14 protein-coding genes are annotated in these 14695 nt (G+C 61.2%); 3 read left to right on the forward strand and 11 right to left on the reverse strand.

The annotated features are described in order from the left end of the window. The first annotated feature begins 3 nt into the window (after nucleotides 1-3). Nucleotides 4-576 (forward strand): nicotinamide riboside transporter PnuC, encoded by a 573-nt coding sequence (gene pnuC / locus ACMZPQ_RS10245; protein ID WP_197580521.1) that lies wholly within the window; start codon nucleotides 4-6, stop codon nucleotides 574-576. Between the two features lie 96 nt (nucleotides 577-672). Here the strand turns inward: pnuC and ACMZPQ_RS10250 are convergent, their stop codons facing one another. Together ACMZPQ_RS10250 and ACMZPQ_RS10255 are read right to left on the reverse strand one after the other, a co-directional pair. Further along, entirely contained in the window at nucleotides 673-1089 is a 417-nt protein-coding gene (locus ACMZPQ_RS10250; protein WP_197580520.1) for a hypothetical protein, read from the reverse strand. Nucleotides 1090-1363: 274 nt separating this feature from the next. Further along, nucleotides 1364-2338, reverse strand: coding sequence for a Dyp-type peroxidase (locus ACMZPQ_RS10255; protein WP_197580519.1), 975 nt, complete (start codon nucleotides 2336-2338; stop codon nucleotides 1364-1366). A 206-nt stretch (nucleotides 2339-2544) separates the two neighbouring features. Between ACMZPQ_RS10255 and ACMZPQ_RS10260 the strand changes: the two genes are divergently transcribed. Then, entirely contained in the window at nucleotides 2545-3477 is a 933-nt protein-coding gene (locus tag ACMZPQ_RS10260; RefSeq protein ID WP_197580518.1) for a DUF6624 domain-containing protein, read from the forward strand. A 21-nt stretch (nucleotides 3478-3498) separates the two neighbouring features. Here ACMZPQ_RS10260 and ACMZPQ_RS10265 read toward each other — a convergent pair whose 3' ends face one another. From ACMZPQ_RS10265 to ACMZPQ_RS10275, 3 genes are all read right to left on the reverse strand, one after another. Further along, on the reverse strand, nucleotides 3499-3825 hold the full coding sequence (locus tag ACMZPQ_RS10265; RefSeq protein WP_197580517.1) for a hypothetical protein: 327 nt from the start codon (nucleotides 3823-3825) through the stop codon (nucleotides 3499-3501). Nucleotides 3826-3994: 169 nt separating this feature from the next. Beyond that, nucleotides 3995-4570, reverse strand: a complete 576-nt coding sequence (locus ACMZPQ_RS10270; protein ID WP_197580516.1) for an OmpO family porin — start codon at nucleotides 4568-4570, stop codon at nucleotides 3995-3997. Between the two features lie 456 nt (nucleotides 4571-5026). Then, entirely contained in the window at nucleotides 5027-5212 is a 186-nt protein-coding gene (locus tag ACMZPQ_RS10275; protein WP_130768359.1) for a hypothetical protein, read from the reverse strand. Between the two features lie 274 nt (nucleotides 5213-5486). On the opposite strand from ACMZPQ_RS10275, the gene ACMZPQ_RS10280 reads away from it, so the two are divergent. Continuing rightward, the gene (locus ACMZPQ_RS10280) at nucleotides 5487-7277 is read left to right on the forward strand and encodes an ATP-dependent nuclease (RefSeq protein ID WP_014645525.1); all 1791 of its coding nucleotides are present in this window, start codon (nucleotides 5487-5489) and stop codon (nucleotides 7275-7277) included. Between the two features lie 88 nt (nucleotides 7278-7365). Here the strand turns inward: ACMZPQ_RS10280 and ACMZPQ_RS10285 are convergent, their stop codons facing one another. Genes ACMZPQ_RS10285 through ACMZPQ_RS10310 form a run of 6 tightly spaced genes read right to left on the reverse strand, consistent with a single transcriptional unit; the run spans nucleotide 7366 to nucleotide 14663 of the window. Then, the gene (locus ACMZPQ_RS10285; RefSeq protein WP_008267212.1) at nucleotides 7366-7611 is read right to left on the reverse strand and encodes a hypothetical protein; all 246 of its coding nucleotides are present in this window, start codon (nucleotides 7609-7611) and stop codon (nucleotides 7366-7368) included. A gap of 39 nt (nucleotides 7612-7650) precedes the next feature. Then, nucleotides 7651-8292: a hypothetical protein gene (locus tag ACMZPQ_RS10290; RefSeq protein ID WP_033835097.1), complete on the reverse strand. Its 642-nt coding sequence runs from the start codon at nucleotides 8290-8292 to the stop codon at nucleotides 7651-7653. A gap of 16 nt (nucleotides 8293-8308) precedes the next feature. Further along, nucleotides 8309-9007 carry a HupE/UreJ family protein gene (locus ACMZPQ_RS10295; protein ID WP_008264906.1) on the reverse strand — a complete coding sequence of 233 codons (699 nt, stop codon included), beginning with the start codon at nucleotides 9005-9007 and terminating at the stop codon, nucleotides 8309-8311. Between the two features lie 29 nt (nucleotides 9008-9036). Further along, entirely contained in the window at nucleotides 9037-12174 is a 3138-nt protein-coding gene (locus tag ACMZPQ_RS10300) for an efflux RND transporter permease subunit (RefSeq protein ID WP_014645523.1), read from the reverse strand. A gap of 9 nt (nucleotides 12175-12183) precedes the next feature. Beyond that, nucleotides 12184-13416: an efflux RND transporter periplasmic adaptor subunit gene (locus tag ACMZPQ_RS10305; protein WP_014645522.1), complete on the reverse strand. Its 1233-nt coding sequence runs from the start codon at nucleotides 13414-13416 to the stop codon at nucleotides 12184-12186. Next, on the reverse strand, nucleotides 13413-14663 hold the full coding sequence (locus ACMZPQ_RS10310; protein ID WP_014645521.1) for a TolC family protein: 1251 nt from the start codon (nucleotides 14661-14663) through the stop codon (nucleotides 13413-13415). Before ACMZPQ_RS10310 ends, ACMZPQ_RS10305 begins: the two co-directional genes overlap by 4 nt. Nucleotides 14664-14695 lie beyond the last annotated feature (32 nt).

Raw genomic sequence — 14695 nt, forward strand, 5'->3', positions numbered from 1 at the left:
GTCGTGCTCGAGTGGACCGCCGCGCTGTGCAGCGTGCTTGGTGTGTGGCTGATGGCCCGGCGCCGGTTGTCTGCATGGCCGGTCGGCCTGCTGTCAGTGACCCTGTACGGGTGGGTGTTCGCCGAGGCCAAGCTGTACTCGGACACCCTGCTGCAGGTCGCCTTTGGTGGTTTCCTGGTCTATGGCTGGCTCAACTGGCGCCAGCACGCCGCCGATGAGGGCAGCATCCGCATCGTGCCGCTGGCCCGCAGCAAGCTGTTGCGCGACCTGGCCATCGGCCTGTGCGGCGGCGTGGCGCTGGGCGCGGCCATGCACACCTTCACCGATGCCGCGCTGCCGTGGCTGGACGCGATGCTGACCGCGCTGAGCCTGGTCGGCCAGTGGTGGCAGGCGCGCCGCCATGTGGCCTGCTGGTGGGTGTGGATCGCAGTGGACGTGGTCTATGTGGGCGCCTACCTGTTCAAGTCGCTGCACGTGACCGCGGCGCTGTACGTGTTTTTCCTGGGCCTGGCCGTGTTCGGCCTGCGCGCATGGAGCGCGGCCGCACGCGAACCGCAGGGTGTACCCGTACGTTGATGAGGAGGGCCAGACTGTGCGCTGGCCATCCACGGTAGAGCCACGCCATGCGTGGCTGAGGGGTCACCAGCAGGCGCATCCACGCATGGCGTGGATCTACCGGGTAAGCACCAGGCCCAGCCGCAGCGGTTGGCGCATGTCGGCCGGCGGTGCCGCCTGCAACGGCGCTGCCTGCAGGGTCGCGCGCAGATCCGCGTCGACCTGGGCGTCGCCGAGGCTGTCGAATTCCAGTTTCGAGATGCGGCCGTCCGCCGCGATCCACACGCTGACCGGCAGCGGCGTCGGCGCGTCCGGATGGGCCTGCAGCCATTCCAATACACGCTGCGCCTGCGGGTCCTGCTCCTGCTGCAGGCGCTGCTGCAACTGGCCGCCCACGGCGGCGGCATAGGCCATCCAGTGCGCAGGGGCTTCCTGCGCGGCAACGCTGGCACTCCCCAGTGCCAGCGCGCCGAACACCGCGGCCAACGGCCGCCACCAGCGCCGTGCGCCGGTCCTGTTCCCTGCCATGGCCATCGCCTGCCTCCTGCGCTCCCATCCAGCGCGCCATGGTCGGCGTCGTAGATGACAGGCAGATGGCGGCGAGGTAGAGCCACGCCATGCGTGGCTGTTCAGGGCAGCCGGTTGATCCATCCACGCATGGCGTGGATCTACTGGACCAGATCGGCCGATACCTTCGTGGGCGCGACGCGGGGGATGAAGTAGAGCCACGCCATGCGTGGCTGTTCTGGGCAGCCGGTTGATCCATCCACGCATGGCGTGGATCTACCGCCGGCCGCGTACCCGGCAATCAGTCGCCCAGATCGGCCAGCACCTTGCGCGCGGGCGCAAAGAAGGTCACGCCGGTGACGGCGGTGGAGAAGTCGAGGATGCGGTCGTGCAGCGGTGCCGGATTGCCGATGAACATCCGCTCCAGCATCGTCTCGATCACCCACAGGCGGCGCGTGTAACCGATGAAGTAGGTGCCGTACTCACCATGGCCCGGCGTGGCGAACGGCATGTTGTCGCGCAGGATCTCGTGCTCGCCGTCGGCGTCCTCGATCGTGCACAGCGTCTTGTGCGATTTCTGCGCATCGGCCGGCGCGTCGTCCAGCTCGATGTTGTCGTGCTTGGTGCGGCCGATGATCGCTTCCTGCGCCTCGGTCTTCTGCGCGCGCCACGCATCGAGGTTGTGCAGGTACTTCTGCACCACCACGTAACTGCCGCCGGCGTGTTCCGGGTCTTCGTCACCGACGATGGTGGCTTCCGGCAGTGACAGCCCTTCGGGGTTGGCGGTGCCGTCGACGAAATCGAGCAGGTCGCGGCCATCGAAGTAACGGAAACCGGCCACGTCATCCACTGCCTCCACCGCATCGCCGAAGGCCATCAGCAGGTTGCGTTCGAACGCCACGACCAGGTCCATCGTGCGCGCGCGGATGTGGTACAGCAGGTCGCCCGGGGTCGAGACCGCCGTGTGGGTGGCGCCCTTGATCTCGCGGAACGGCTTCAGTTCGCGCGGCGGCGTGGTGCCGACCAGCGGCTGCCACACGCGATGCCCGATGGCCACGTTGCAGGTGAAGGTGCGCTCGATCTCGCGGATGGCCGTGTTCTTGATCAGGTCGTCGGTGCTGGCCAGAACCTCGCGTGCCTTCGCGATCGAAGCCGCGTCATCCTTCACCTTCAGCACCAGGAACGCGGCCGAGTGGGTCAGCGGCGCGGTGATCTGCTGCGGCTCGTTGTCGAGCGTGTGGTTGAGGGCGGTGATCGGTGCGGGCTGGGAGTTCACGGCGGTTCCTGCTGCTGGCTTGAGGCGGGCGCATCGCGCGTGGCGATGTGCGGGCGATCATAGCCGAAGCCCCTGGCCGGCGACGGAGCGGTTCTCAGTACGCAGCCGATGCCGCGTCCGTTTGAGACGGGAGCACGACACTGCTAGCCTGCATCCATTCGGCCGGCGGCAACGGCCGTCCATGCACTTCACGGAGGAAGAAGCCGATGTCCTACGCATCGATGCAGTGGCTGCACGCGCCCGTCGCAATCGTCGCCCTCGCACTGCTGTTGAGCACACCAGTGCGTGCGCATGCCGCAGTCGAGGATTCCTTCTTCACCGCCCTCGACCGCTACGGCGCCGATGATTTCAGTGGGTGTGCGCGACTGCTCGGCGATCTCTTGCAGCGCGGCGATCGTTTTCCCGACGGTGGCGAACTGCTGCTGGTGGAATGCACGGCCGCTGCCGGCGACCGCAGCCAGGCGATGGTCTACGTGAACCAACTGCTACCCAGCGGACGCCTGTCATTCGATGATCTGCTGCACAAGGATCGCCCGGGCCTGAATGCCCTGCGTGCCGATCCAACGTGGCCGGACATGCGGCGGCGCGTGGAAGCCGCCGAGCGGCAACGCCTCGCGCAGTTGGACGCGCCGCTGCGCAGGGAGCTGCTGGAGCGCGCCGCACGTGACCAGGCCGCCCAGCATGTGGCCATCGACGCGGGGGTTGGCGATGCGTTCAAGGGCGTGGCACCGGTAGCCCGGGCCAATGCCGATTGGTTGAAGTCCGTGATTGCCGACAAAGGCTGGCCGACGTATTCGCAGGTCGGCCATGACGGGGCCAAGGCGGCGTGGCTGATCGTCCAGCATGCCGATCACGATCCCGCGTTCCAGGCACAGGTGCTGCCGCTGGTCGAGCACGCGGCGAAGGGCGGCGAGGCCGACCTTCCCGATCTGGCCTTGCTGACCGATCGCGTACTGCTCGCGCAGGGCAAGCCGCAGCGTTACGGCAGCCAGTTCACCACCGCCGGCGACGGTACGATGGAGCTGCGCCCTACCGAAGACATGGACGGCCTGGACGCACGCCGCCAGGCCATGGGGCTGCAACCGCTGGCGCAGTACAAGGCCGTGCTGTCAGAGGCCTATCGCAAGCCGGTCCGCTAGGGCTGTATCAGCCAGGGCGCATCACGGGTCGCTGCAGACGTCGTACTGCTGTGGATGGGTCCAGGCGATGCGCAGATACGCACCCTCAAGCAGGCCACGGTCGCGAAGCCAGGCAAACACCTCGGCCGGGCTCCATTCGCGGCCGGCCGAGAACGCTACACCGAGATCACGCAGTGCGGCGAACAGCCGGGCTTTGCCGAGGTCGTCGCCCACTTCAGCACGCAGGGTGGGCAGCACGCCCTCGAAGCCGAGCGCCTGAAGCGCCTCGTGCACGCCTGCGTCCAGCACCACCACCTGCACGGTGCTGCCATCGGCCTGCTGCACATACGCGGAGAGGGGGATCAGCATGCGGTGGACTCTTCCTGGCTCGGCCCCAGTATGCCCGCTCCACGCCGCGTAATGGTGCCGCTGCGGTCCACAAAAAAGTGAAGCCCGGCGCGAGGCCGGGCTTCGGTTGGCGTGTGGGAGAGAGAGAGAGTCACACGCCAGCACAACACGCACTAACGACAGGCGTTTGTTACCAGGTGAAGCGCGGGCCCACGAACCACTCGCGGTCGCCGGCCTTGGCCAGCTTCACTTCGCCACTCAGGCCCCAGTTCTGGTTGAACTTGGCGGTGGCGCCGACGCGGCCGTAGAACTCGCCGTCCGGGTTGATGCCGTGCTTCTTGGTGTAGTCCTCGTAGCCGGCCATCACGTAGCCTTCCACGTACGGGTTGAACGCGGTGCGCACGCCCACTTCAGTGGAGTAGCCGTTGAAGTCCAGGCCATGCTTCATGTCGTACTTCTGGTACGCAACGCGAGCCACCAGGTCGGTGTTCGGTGCGATGCCGTAGTTGTAGCCGACACCCAGGCGCCACTGGTCGACGTCATTCTTGAACTTGTCGGTCTCCTGCGCGCTGTAGTCGCCGAAGATGTGGAAGTTCGGGTGCACCGCAACGGAACCCTTCACCTTCCAGCCATCGGCGTCGCCGCCCTTGGCATCGGTGTTCACGTAGCCGCCTTCAACGTAGTTGTACGACAGGCCGTCGGTTGCCGATGCAGCGAACGGCAGAGCAGCCAGAAGACCCAGGGCAAGCAGCGAATTCTTGTTCATCGGGACACACCTTTAATTATTTTGGTTTCGTCGACCGCCTCCCGGGAGGGGGAGAGAGAAGAGGCGGTCGACAGGTGTGAATTATCCGTTAGGGGGTCTAATCGACCCTGAATATTGAACTGACTGGTGTATAAATATGGCTCCCGTTCAGGGAACTCCGCCTGCGCAGCGTGTAGCCACGTGCCCATAGTTGGGCACTTGAACGCCAACTATGGGAACACATCGGCGTCCCAACTATGGGAACACTCTCGGGCACCGACTAGGGGTACGCCCCGAGTAGCCTGGGCGAGCGGCACTGAGACCAAGAAGATCTAGGCGTGAATAGCCCTGAGGCTCACTCAGACCTTCCGCTCAGATCGCCGGCAAGGCCGCCGACGCGCAGCGAGCCAGCAGGCCCACCCGACAAAGAAGACGGCAAAAGAAGCGATAAACAAGCCGACGATCAGGATATCTCGATCAATTGCGTTCATGTCCTCGCCACCGTTTGAGGTGATTTTCTTGACTATCTGATGATATCGAAATTGGTTTGGCTCTGCGAACGACCTCAAGCACATCGGCCCATTGCTTTTGAGAGATGGCGGCGATGCAGACGAATCCGTCAACCAAATCAATCAATGTGCTGCCCTCAACACTGCGCAGCATGCAAGGATCTCTCTTCGTCTGCCCGATAGAGCGCCGCCAACTAGAATCTGGCAATCGTGGTGGAACATTGGACACAATTCTAGCCAGCTACCCCTGCTGCGCAGTTGTCCTACTCCGTCAGACTGAAGGGAGCGCATCTTCTCTCCAGCTCCTAGGTCACTCCAATTCCATTCCGCCTCCTGCTACGGTAGCGGGTACGGAGAATTCGCCGAACGAAATCGGCTGAGCATTGACTTCGTCGCAAATGGAAATGAAAAATTTCTAGGGGGGATACATGCATATAAAGAAGATCACGCTACATCGCTTTAAGCAGTTTCGGGACACAGAGATAGAGATTGATCAAGGCCTTTCGCTTGTTGTTGGAGGAAACAACTCCGGCAAGTCCTCGATTCTGCAAGCTCTCGCTATCTGGCAGTTCTGCAAGACTATGCTAGAGATCGAGAAAGGGCGATCCAGCTGGCTGCAAACCAAGAACAAAACTGGCCTGGGCATGGGTATTGCGGATTTCACGCCGATGCAAATTCCATCGCTCAGCCATCTCTGGACCAATCTGAAGACTAGCAAGGACGACGAGCCCGACGGCTATACACTGAAGATTGGCGTCTATTGGGACCTGCCCGACAAACAGGAGCGGCACTTGGAGATAGGTCTGTCACAGGCCAATGATCGTCTCTTTGTGCGAACCACTTCAACGAATCTGGTAGCTGCTGAGATCGTCAACGCAAAGGGCGAGCCGATCGATGGCAACGTCCCGCGAGTGGGATATCTACCGCCATTCGCTGGCATCACTGATCGTGAAGGCAGACTGACTCCTGCCATGAGAGAACGTCTGATAGGCCAAGGCCTATCGGGTGGAGTCATTCGCAACGTCCTATTCGATCTGCACGAACACAACAGGAGGGAACGTGAACGCCTGCGTGGAAACAGCAGAAAGTTGAAGGATTCCTCGCTGAAATGGCTGCGCTCGAACGACCCTTGGGAGATCCTGCTACGCACGATGCAGTCCATCTTTGCCACTGATTTGAGGGTCGTTCCTTTCAACGAGAGATTTCACAGCTACCTTCGTGTAGAGAGCGCCAAGGGTGAACTGAAGGGTGACACATTCAAGCGACACCCCAAATACACTCCAAGAGACCTTATGGTGGAGGGAAGTGGCTTCCTCCAATGGCTGAGCGTGTACGCCCTCGCACTCTCACCCGATGTCGACGTCGTTCTTCTCGATGAGCCGGATGCACATCTGAACGCGACCCTGCAGAGGGAGCTGCTTATGTCCCTCGGGCACGTTGCAAGCCTCCGCAACAAGCAAGTACTGATGGCCACACACTCTCCTGAACTGATTCGCTTTTACGATCATGGGAAAATTCTGGCTGTCGCAGAAAGAAAGGCAAAGTACCTCCAAGAGGAAGTGGGCAAAGTCAAGGTTCTTGGCGGGATTGGGACGATCCAGACCCCTACCCTGCACTCCTTGATGGAGCACAGACGTATGCTGATCTTGGAAGCCGAGAGCGATTGGCGCTTCCTCCAGCTAATCGCTAAACAAGCAAACTTTGCGTGGCCCAAGAACGTTGTCCCTTGGTACTGGACGGGATCTGCCGGCGAGAGGCAGCAACTCTACCTCCAGCTGTTGGCGGAGATTCCTGGTCTTCGGGCAATCAGCATTCGGGATCGCGACGATGAGCCACATGCGACGGTCGGTAATGATCTTATCGACAAGTCTTTCACTTCCAAACAACCCCATTTCAAAGCCATGAAATGGCGGCGTAGGCACATTGAGAACCATCTCCTCTGCACGAGCGCCATAGCTCGCGCAGCTGGATCACCTCAAGGCGATGTCACCGCCTTCTTCGCCGAGCACGCTCTTGTTATCCCTGCTGATCCAACAGCTAGCGATATCGCACTACCAATCCGTGATGCGCATGGGAAAGAAATATTCATAAGCGGAAACTCCGTTCTTAAAAAATTCCGCGTAAGCAGAGAAGACGTCGCCAGGAATCTAACCTATGGAGAGGTACCCCAAGATATGCATACCTTCTTTGCCGAATTGAGTCAGCTTGCACAGCCCTGAATCCACGCGTCAGCTCAACGTATGCATATAGGTTAGAAGGGGAAGGATGGTCCGGCCCCTCACAATCCGGACCATCCTTTGCAGCCTACTACTTCTTCTTGGCTGCAGACTGCGCCTGAGCGTCGCACCTGTCCTTCAGCGCCTTGGTCTGAGGATCGGCAAGATCCACCTTGAACTTCGTCCGGTCAGCCAGCTGTTCACACGTAGCAGGCTTTGCCTTAGGCGCCTCCTTCACTTCCGACTCGGCATGAAGCGCCGGATCATGTGCGAAGGCCGATGCGGACGCTGCAATGGAAGCGAAAAGGACGCTGATGAGGGCAAAACGATTCTTCATGTTGCTTCTCCTAGGTTGATTTCGGCGTTATGCCGGGTGTCACGGCTGGTAGAGGTCGGCTTGGTAGCCGGTAATTTGCACCTCGATGATCACGGGGGTGCTGCCGCGGTTCTGCCAGTACCACCCATGGGTACCTTCAAAGGGAGCAATGAACGTTCCCTCAGCCTGACGCTGGGCGCCTTCAACGGCGTAGCTGGTCCAGGGGCCCTTCACGTCGGGACGCTCGCCGTGCATGTCCACGGCAACATCAGACGTGGCCTTCCAGCTGAAAACCATCCCAGCGCCCTGAGCCATATGGGCCTTCACCTCCTGGCCCTTACCAGGGGCAAGCTCGATCGTCAGTGAGTCCTGCCGTAAAGGAGTGCTGGCGAGAGAGACAGCGGCGGGTTCGAAGGTCTGCTTGCCATTGCTCCCGAAGGCAACCTTGGCCTTCTCGAACAGCGCCGAGACGGCTTCGGCGCTGCCAGCAGATGCCGGAACTGGGGGAGCTACGGCCTCTACCTGGTCAGTGGAGGCTAGGGCGTCCAGACCCAGAACCTTGCCTACGCCCGTAGGGTCGATTCCGTACTCCGCGGGAAGCACGGTGGTGAGCAGAATCACCCCTGCAACGGCAGCGGCCAGGGCGGTGGATTTCAGCAGCTTGCGAGTGCTGGGCAGCTGATTGGAAAGCGTGATGGACATGAGTACCTCTGTAGATTCAGGAAACGAAGTAGCCGGTGAGCTGCATGCCAACAAGCACGAAGCCGGCGCACATAAGGGCGGTGTTGATGCTGTACGCCTGTCGATGGAATGACGGCAAGCGGCGCCAGAAGCCCATCACGATCAAGATGCCTGCGAGCGCGAGCAGCTGTCCGATCTCGACCCCCACGTTGAAGGCGAGCATGTTTGGGACAAGCCCGTCAGGTGAGAGCGAGAAATCCTGCAGCTTTGTCGCTAGACCAAAGCCATGGAAGAAGCCAAAGATCAGCACGGCGGCTTTGGTGTTGGGCTGTACCCCAAACCAGCGCTTGAACGCGCCCATGTTGTCCAGCGCCTTGTAGACAACCGACAGGCCAATGATTGCGTCGACCAGGTACGCATTCACATGCAATCCGCCCAGGACACCTAGCAACAAGGTGGTGCTGTGGCCGATCGCGAACAACGTCACGTAGATGCTGACATCACGCATCCGGTACAAGAAGAAGATCACCCCGAACAGAAACAGGAGGTGGTCGTATCCAGTCACCATGTGCTTGGCGCCGAGGTACGTGAACGCGATGAGCTGCAGGCCGGTACTGTCTTCCAGGAAGGCCTGGTCGCCTTCACTGACGCCATGCGCCCAAGCAACGCAAGGCAGAAGGATGGCTGCAAGCAGGTAGAGCCACGCTTGGGTTCGTTTGGAAATGGTCAACTGCATGTTCCTGGGAGGGGTTGAGATGGACGGGTTCACGCTGCGTCCTCCTTCCGCTCATCCCCTTCGCGGTGGATGAGGCGATAGAGCGCCGGCAACACCAGCAAGGTCAGCAGCGTGGAGGAGATGATTCCGCCGATAACGACCGTCGCCAGCGGGCGCTGAACTTCCGCGCCAGCCCCAACGTTTAGGGCCATTGGCAGGAAGCCCAGGCTGGCAACCAGGGCCGTCATCAGCACGGGGCGCAGCCGGGTCAGTGCACCTTCGGTTACCGCTTGGTGCAGGGGAGTGCCCTGTTCCCTAAGGCTCTTGATGAAGCTGATCATGACCAGGCCGTTGAGCACGGCGACGCCCGACAGCGCGATGAACCCCACGCCTGCAGAAATGGACAGGGGTATGTCACGCATCCACAGAGCCACCACGCCACCGGTCAACGCAAGTGGAACGCCGCTGAACACGATGGCAGCATCCTTGCCCGAGCCGAACGCCATGAAGAGCAAGCCGAAGATCATCACCAGGACGACCGGCACGACCACGGACAGCCGCTTGCTGGCAGAGATGAGCTGCTCGAAGGTACCGCCATACTCAATCCAGTAGCCTTCCGGCAACTGCACCTCCTGACCAACCTTCTCTCGCAGCTCCTCTACGAACGAACCAAGGTCGCGACCACGTACATTGCTGGTGATGACGACGCGACGCTTGCCGTTCTCGCGACTGACCTGGTTTGGGCCTGGCGCAACTTCAACTTTAGCCAGCTGCCCCAGCGGAACGAACGCTCTCTGTTCGCCGGAACTGGCCCCGAGGGCGACGGCTACCGGTAGCGATGCGAGCGTCCGGGTGTCCTGACGCAGGTTCTCGGGCAGACGAACGACGATGTCGAAGCGACGATCACCCTCAAAGACCTGACCGACCGCCTCACCGCCCAGCGCAACAGAGATGGTCTTCTGGACCTCGTCGATCGAAACGCCATAGCGGGCCAAAGCATCCAGGTCAGGCGTGATGGTCATAAGAGGCAGACCACTGATCTGCTCTAACTTCACGTCTGCGGCGCCTGGGATGGAACCTGCGGCGTCCTCGATCTGGCTGCCGATCTGCGCCAGCTGATCCAGGTCGTCACCGTACAACTTCACCGCCACCTCGGCGCGTACACCGGCAATCAGCTCGTTCATGCGCATCTGCACGGGCTGGGTGAACTCGTAGTTGTTGCCGGGAATTGCTCGGACAGCCTTCTCCAGCTCAGCAATGAGCTGCGCCTTTGGCTTGCGGGGATCAGGCCATTGGTCGCGATCCTTGAGCATGATGAAGGTGTCTGCGACCGACGGTGGCATGGGGTCGGTCGCTACCTCTGCTGTGCCGATCTTTGCGACAACCTCATCGACCTCGGGGAACTTCTTGATGGTCGCTTCAAGCTGGCGCTGCATGCCGATGGCTTGCGTCAGACTAGTGCCGGGAATGCGCAGCGCGTGAAGCGCAATATCACCTTCGTCCAGATTCGGAATGAACTCAGTGCCCATGCGACTGGCCAGAAGACCCGCCAGTACGGTGAGAACGGCTGCACCACCCACAACCAGTTTGCGAGCACTGACTGCCCGTTCCAGCATCGGGCCATACAGCTTGGTCACGCCCCGCATAGCCTTGGTTTCCTTCTCCGAGACCTTGCCCGTGACAAACTGAGCAACCGCAGCGGGAACGAACGTGAGGGACAATGCCATCGCACCAGTCAGCGCGATAACGACGGTCAGGGCCATCGGGTGGAACATCTTTCCTTCCACGCCGGAGAGCGCAAAGATCGGGATGTAGACGGCGGCAATGATGAACAAGCCGAACAAGCTGGGCTTGATCACCTCGGCACTGGCGCTGGCGGCCAAAGCAAAGCGCTCATCCCGGGTCAACAGACGCCCCAGGGCGTGCTGACGCTCGCCGAAGCGGCGCAGACAGTTCTCAACAATGATGACCGCGCCGTCGACGATCAGACCGAAGTCCAGCGCACCCAAGCTCATCAGATTTGCTGAGACACGGTTCTGGACCATGCCGGAGATGGTCAGCAGCATGGTCAAAGGAATGACCGCGGCCGTGATCAGTGCGGCGCGAAGATTTCCGAGCAGAAGGAACAGCACCGCAATGACCAGCAGGGCACCTTCCAGCAGGTTCTTCTTGACGGTTTCAATGGTGCGGTCGACCAGCTCCGTACGGTCATAGACCGCATGCGCGCGGACACCTTCTGGAAGCGTCTCGTCGATCTCCTTCAGCTTGGCAGCGGTTCGCTGAGCGACTTCGCGGCTGTTCTCACCAATGAGCATGAATGCAGTACCAAGTACCACTTCCTTGCCATCTTTGGTCGCTGCCCCCGTTCGAAGTTCGGTGCCCTCGTGAACGTCTGCGAGGTCACCGACGCGAAGCGGCAGCCCCTCGCGATTGGCGACCACGATCTTGCGCAGGCCGTCCATGTCCGCCACTTGGCCAGGAACGCGTACAAGGTACTGTTCACCACTCTTTTCAATGTAGCCGGCACCCACGTTCGCATTGCTGCGCGCCACGGCCTCCATCACATCCTGCATGGTCAGCTCGTACGCCTGAAGCTTGCGCGGGTCAGGCGTGATGTGGAACTGCCGCACATAGCCACCGACGGTGTTGACCTCTGTCACACCTTTCAGATGTCGCATCTGGGGGCGTACCACCCAATCCTGGAGGGTACGAAGCGCCATCGGCGTCCAGGTCTCTTCAGCACCCTTCTCGGCTTCCACGGTGTACATGAAGATCTCACCGAGACCGGTGGCGACCGGGCCCAGCGTTGGCTTCAGCCCAGTTGGGAGCTGGGATGCGGCTTGCTGCAAGCGCTCGGCCACCTGCTGCCGCGCGAAGTAGATGTCGGTACCGTCTTCGAATACAACGGTGACCTGGGAGAGACCATAACGCGAGATGGACCGCGTGTACTCCAGCTTGGCCAAGCCGGCCAAGGCTGTCTCGACGGGGAACGTTACCCGCTGCTCTGCCTCCAGTGGAGAGTAGCCTGGTGCTTCGGTGTTGATCTGGACCTGGACATTGGTGATGTCAGGGACGGCGTCGATTGGCAGCTTGCTGTAGTTCCAGATGCCCAAGCCTGACAGCGCCAGGACCAGAAGCAGCACAAGCCATCTATGCGCGATGGACGCGCGAATGATTCGCTCTAGCATGATGGATCCTTAGTGGTCGTGGCTGGCGCCAGACTTCTCGATGTCTGCACGGATCAGATAGCTCTGCTCGGCGACGTACCGCGTTCCGGGCTTCAGTCCGCCAAGAACCTCTGCCCACTCGCCATCACGCTTTCCAAGCTCAAGCATGCGCACCTCATAGGTATCGCCCACCTGCGCAAATACGACGGTAAAGTCGCGAAATCGCTGGAGCCCTGACTCTTTGACGGCCAGTGGAACAGGTGTCTCGGCAATGATGACCTCGGCCGAGACAGCCATTCCTGGACGCCACTTGCCGTCACCATTGGGGATACTCACGCGCGCAACCACGCTTTGGCCGCTGCTTGCCAGCGGAAGCAGGCTTTGGAGCCTACCTTCAGTCTCCAAGGCACCCGTGGCGGAACGGATCCGCACTGCTTGACCTGGAGCGAGACGCTCGGCGTCAGTGCCCAGAGCTCGTAGATCGACCCAGACCTCTGACAGATCGGCAACGTCGAACAGTGTGTTGTCGCCGGCCACATCACCAACACTGGTGTTGCGCGCAAGAACGATGCCGCTGAAGGGAGCAATCACCGCGTAGGTGCGCATGCTGTCATTGCCTTCAACCGTCGCCAGCGTCTGCCCTGCCGAAACGCGTTGGCCCATCTCGACCGACACGCTGCGGACAATACCTGGGAATCGTGCTTTGACGGCGGCCTGGCGGCCAGTGTTGACCGCGATGTTTCCCATCAGCGTGACCGTATCGCGGATAGTGCCAGCGGTAGCCTCTTCCACCACCACACCCGCATCCTTGGCAGCGCTTGGCTCGATGGTGGTACGGCCTTCATAGGACTGATAGGACCAGGTGTGTGTCTTTCCTCCTACCACTGCGTCTGCCTTCACGTCGAAAGAATGAGGTTCCACGACCTCGCCGTTCCCTACGAGATAGTCGTTTTCGGCGGTGAAAGTGAAATCATTGACCTCACCGTCGAGGCGCTTCAACTGCATTGTTGCCTTCACCTCATTCGGTGAGATCGGCTTGTCATTTCGATAGGCGTAGAGGCGGAACTGAGGAGGCGTGTTGGTTTCATAGACGGTGACTTCAAGTGCGAAATCACCATCGCGGAGCATGCGACCGCGGTTGGGGCCGCGCTCGTAGTCGCCGGCCGCGGCGGCGGATTCTGCGGCTTCTTTCTCAACCGGCTTTTCACCGCCACAGGCGGCCAGTGCCAGCGGAAGCAACATAAGAAGGGCGTAACGATTCATGGGCGGATATCCTGGGCGGAGGCGGTGAGGCGATCTGCCTCGACCAGCAATCGGAGATAGAGTGCGGCGGACTCGACTTCGCGCTCACGAAGGTCGAACAGCGTCTTCTGCGCCTGGCTCAATGCGAGATAGGAGAATCGACCCTCCTCGAAGCCACGACGGCTCTGATTCATCGCCTGCTCCGCCTTGGGGAGCTGCCGCTCACGAACGGAGGTGACCTCCAACTGCGCTTGGCGCAGCTGTTGATAGACTCCGAACAGCTCCTGGTTGAGCTCCAACATTTGTGCTTCACGGCGTGACTTGAGCGCACTCAGTTCGTAGTCGACTTCGGATACCAAGTAGGCTGATCGACGCCGGGTTCCCAAGGGAACCGAGATCGACATGACCAAGCCACTGTCCTTCGTTGCTTCAAGACGGCGAAGTCCAAATCCAACACTCACGTCAGGCTTCGCGCTGGAAACGGCGACATCGCGGCGCGCGGCAAGAACTCTGGACTGGGCATCGAAGGCACGTTGCTGTGGCGCGTTCTGAAGGCGTTCGGACAGCGTCTGGTAGTCATCCAGCGGAGGGAGGATGTTTGTATCGCCGGCGACGGTGTCGAAGTCAGCGGTGAAAGAGCCCCAGGAAGACGCAAGCGCCATGCGCGAGGCCTCCAACCGCTGGACTGCTTGATCACGCTTGAGCTCTGCATCGGCCAGGGCAATTTCAGCGGCCCTCAGGTCTGAATCCGGGTTCCGTGCCGCAGAGACCCAGCGGGCCACCTCTCGCTGAAGCGCGCGGGCCATACGAATCCGCTCTTCCGCATGCTCGACATGCTCCTGCGCCGCAAGCACGTCGATGAATCGACCAGCGGTGCGTGTGGCGATGGCCACCCGGGTCACATCAGCCTCTCGCAGGGCTGCATCCACCTCGGCGCCGCCAAGCGCTTGGCGGGCCGCCCGCTTGCCACCCAGTTCCAGAATCTTGGATACCCGGAACGTTGCCTCGGCAGCGTCCATACCTCGCACGCTGCCACTACCGGCCACGTTCTCCAGTTCTCCGCCGAGCACCAACGGGGCTGCTAAGCCCTCTCGCGCCGCACGGTTCTTTGTCGCCTCTATTTGTGCGGCATCTGCCTGCACGCTTGGGTGAGTGCCCAGAGCGCGGGCGACCGCATCCTCCAGGCGCAGCACTTCGGCGGCGTAGCCAGGAACGGCCACACCGCAGGCGCCGGCAACAGCCAGCGCCCACACACTACGGAATTTCACGGAAGCCTCCGGAAAGAAAGTCAGAACGACGC

Origin of the sequence: Stenotrophomonas maltophilia (assembly GCF_047497515.2) — a bacterium.
Lineage (GTDB): Bacteria > Pseudomonadota > Gammaproteobacteria > Xanthomonadales > Xanthomonadaceae > Stenotrophomonas.

Excerpts from the sequence above, each read along its gene's own strand:
- ACMZPQ_RS10265 (WP_197580517.1), bottom strand. The coding sequence starts at position 3,825 with ATGCTGATCCCCCTCTCCGCGTATGTGCAGCAGGCCGATGGCAGCACC.
- ACMZPQ_RS10270 (WP_197580516.1), bottom strand. The coding sequence starts at position 4,570 with ATGAACAAGAATTCGCTGCTTGCCCTGGGTCTTCTGGCTGCTCTGCCG.
- ACMZPQ_RS10285 (WP_008267212.1), bottom strand. The coding sequence starts at position 7,611 with ATGAAGAATCGTTTTGCCCTCATCAGCGTCCTTTTCGCTTCCATTGCA.
- ACMZPQ_RS10250 (WP_197580520.1), bottom strand. The coding sequence starts at position 1,089 with ATGGCCATGGCAGGGAACAGGACCGGCGCACGGCGCTGGTGGCGGCCG.
- ACMZPQ_RS10300 (WP_014645523.1), bottom strand. The coding sequence starts at position 12,174 with ATGCTAGAGCGAATCATTCGCGCGTCCATCGCGCATAGATGGCTTGTG.
- ACMZPQ_RS10305 (WP_014645522.1), bottom strand. The coding sequence starts at position 13,416 with ATGAATCGTTACGCCCTTCTTATGTTGCTTCCGCTGGCACTGGCCGCC.
- ACMZPQ_RS10260 (WP_197580518.1), top strand. The coding sequence starts at position 2,545 with ATGTCCTACGCATCGATGCAGTGGCTGCACGCGCCCGTCGCAATCGTC.
- ACMZPQ_RS10290 (WP_033835097.1), bottom strand. The coding sequence starts at position 8,292 with ATGTCCATCACGCTTTCCAATCAGCTGCCCAGCACTCGCAAGCTGCTG.
- ACMZPQ_RS10295 (WP_008264906.1), bottom strand. The coding sequence starts at position 9,007 with ATGCAGTTGACCATTTCCAAACGAACCCAAGCGTGGCTCTACCTGCTT.
- ACMZPQ_RS10275 (WP_130768359.1), bottom strand. The coding sequence starts at position 5,212 with ATGCTGCGCAGTGTTGAGGGCAGCACATTGATTGATTTGGTTGACGGA.
- ACMZPQ_RS10280 (WP_014645525.1), top strand. The coding sequence starts at position 5,487 with ATGCATATAAAGAAGATCACGCTACATCGCTTTAAGCAGTTTCGGGAC.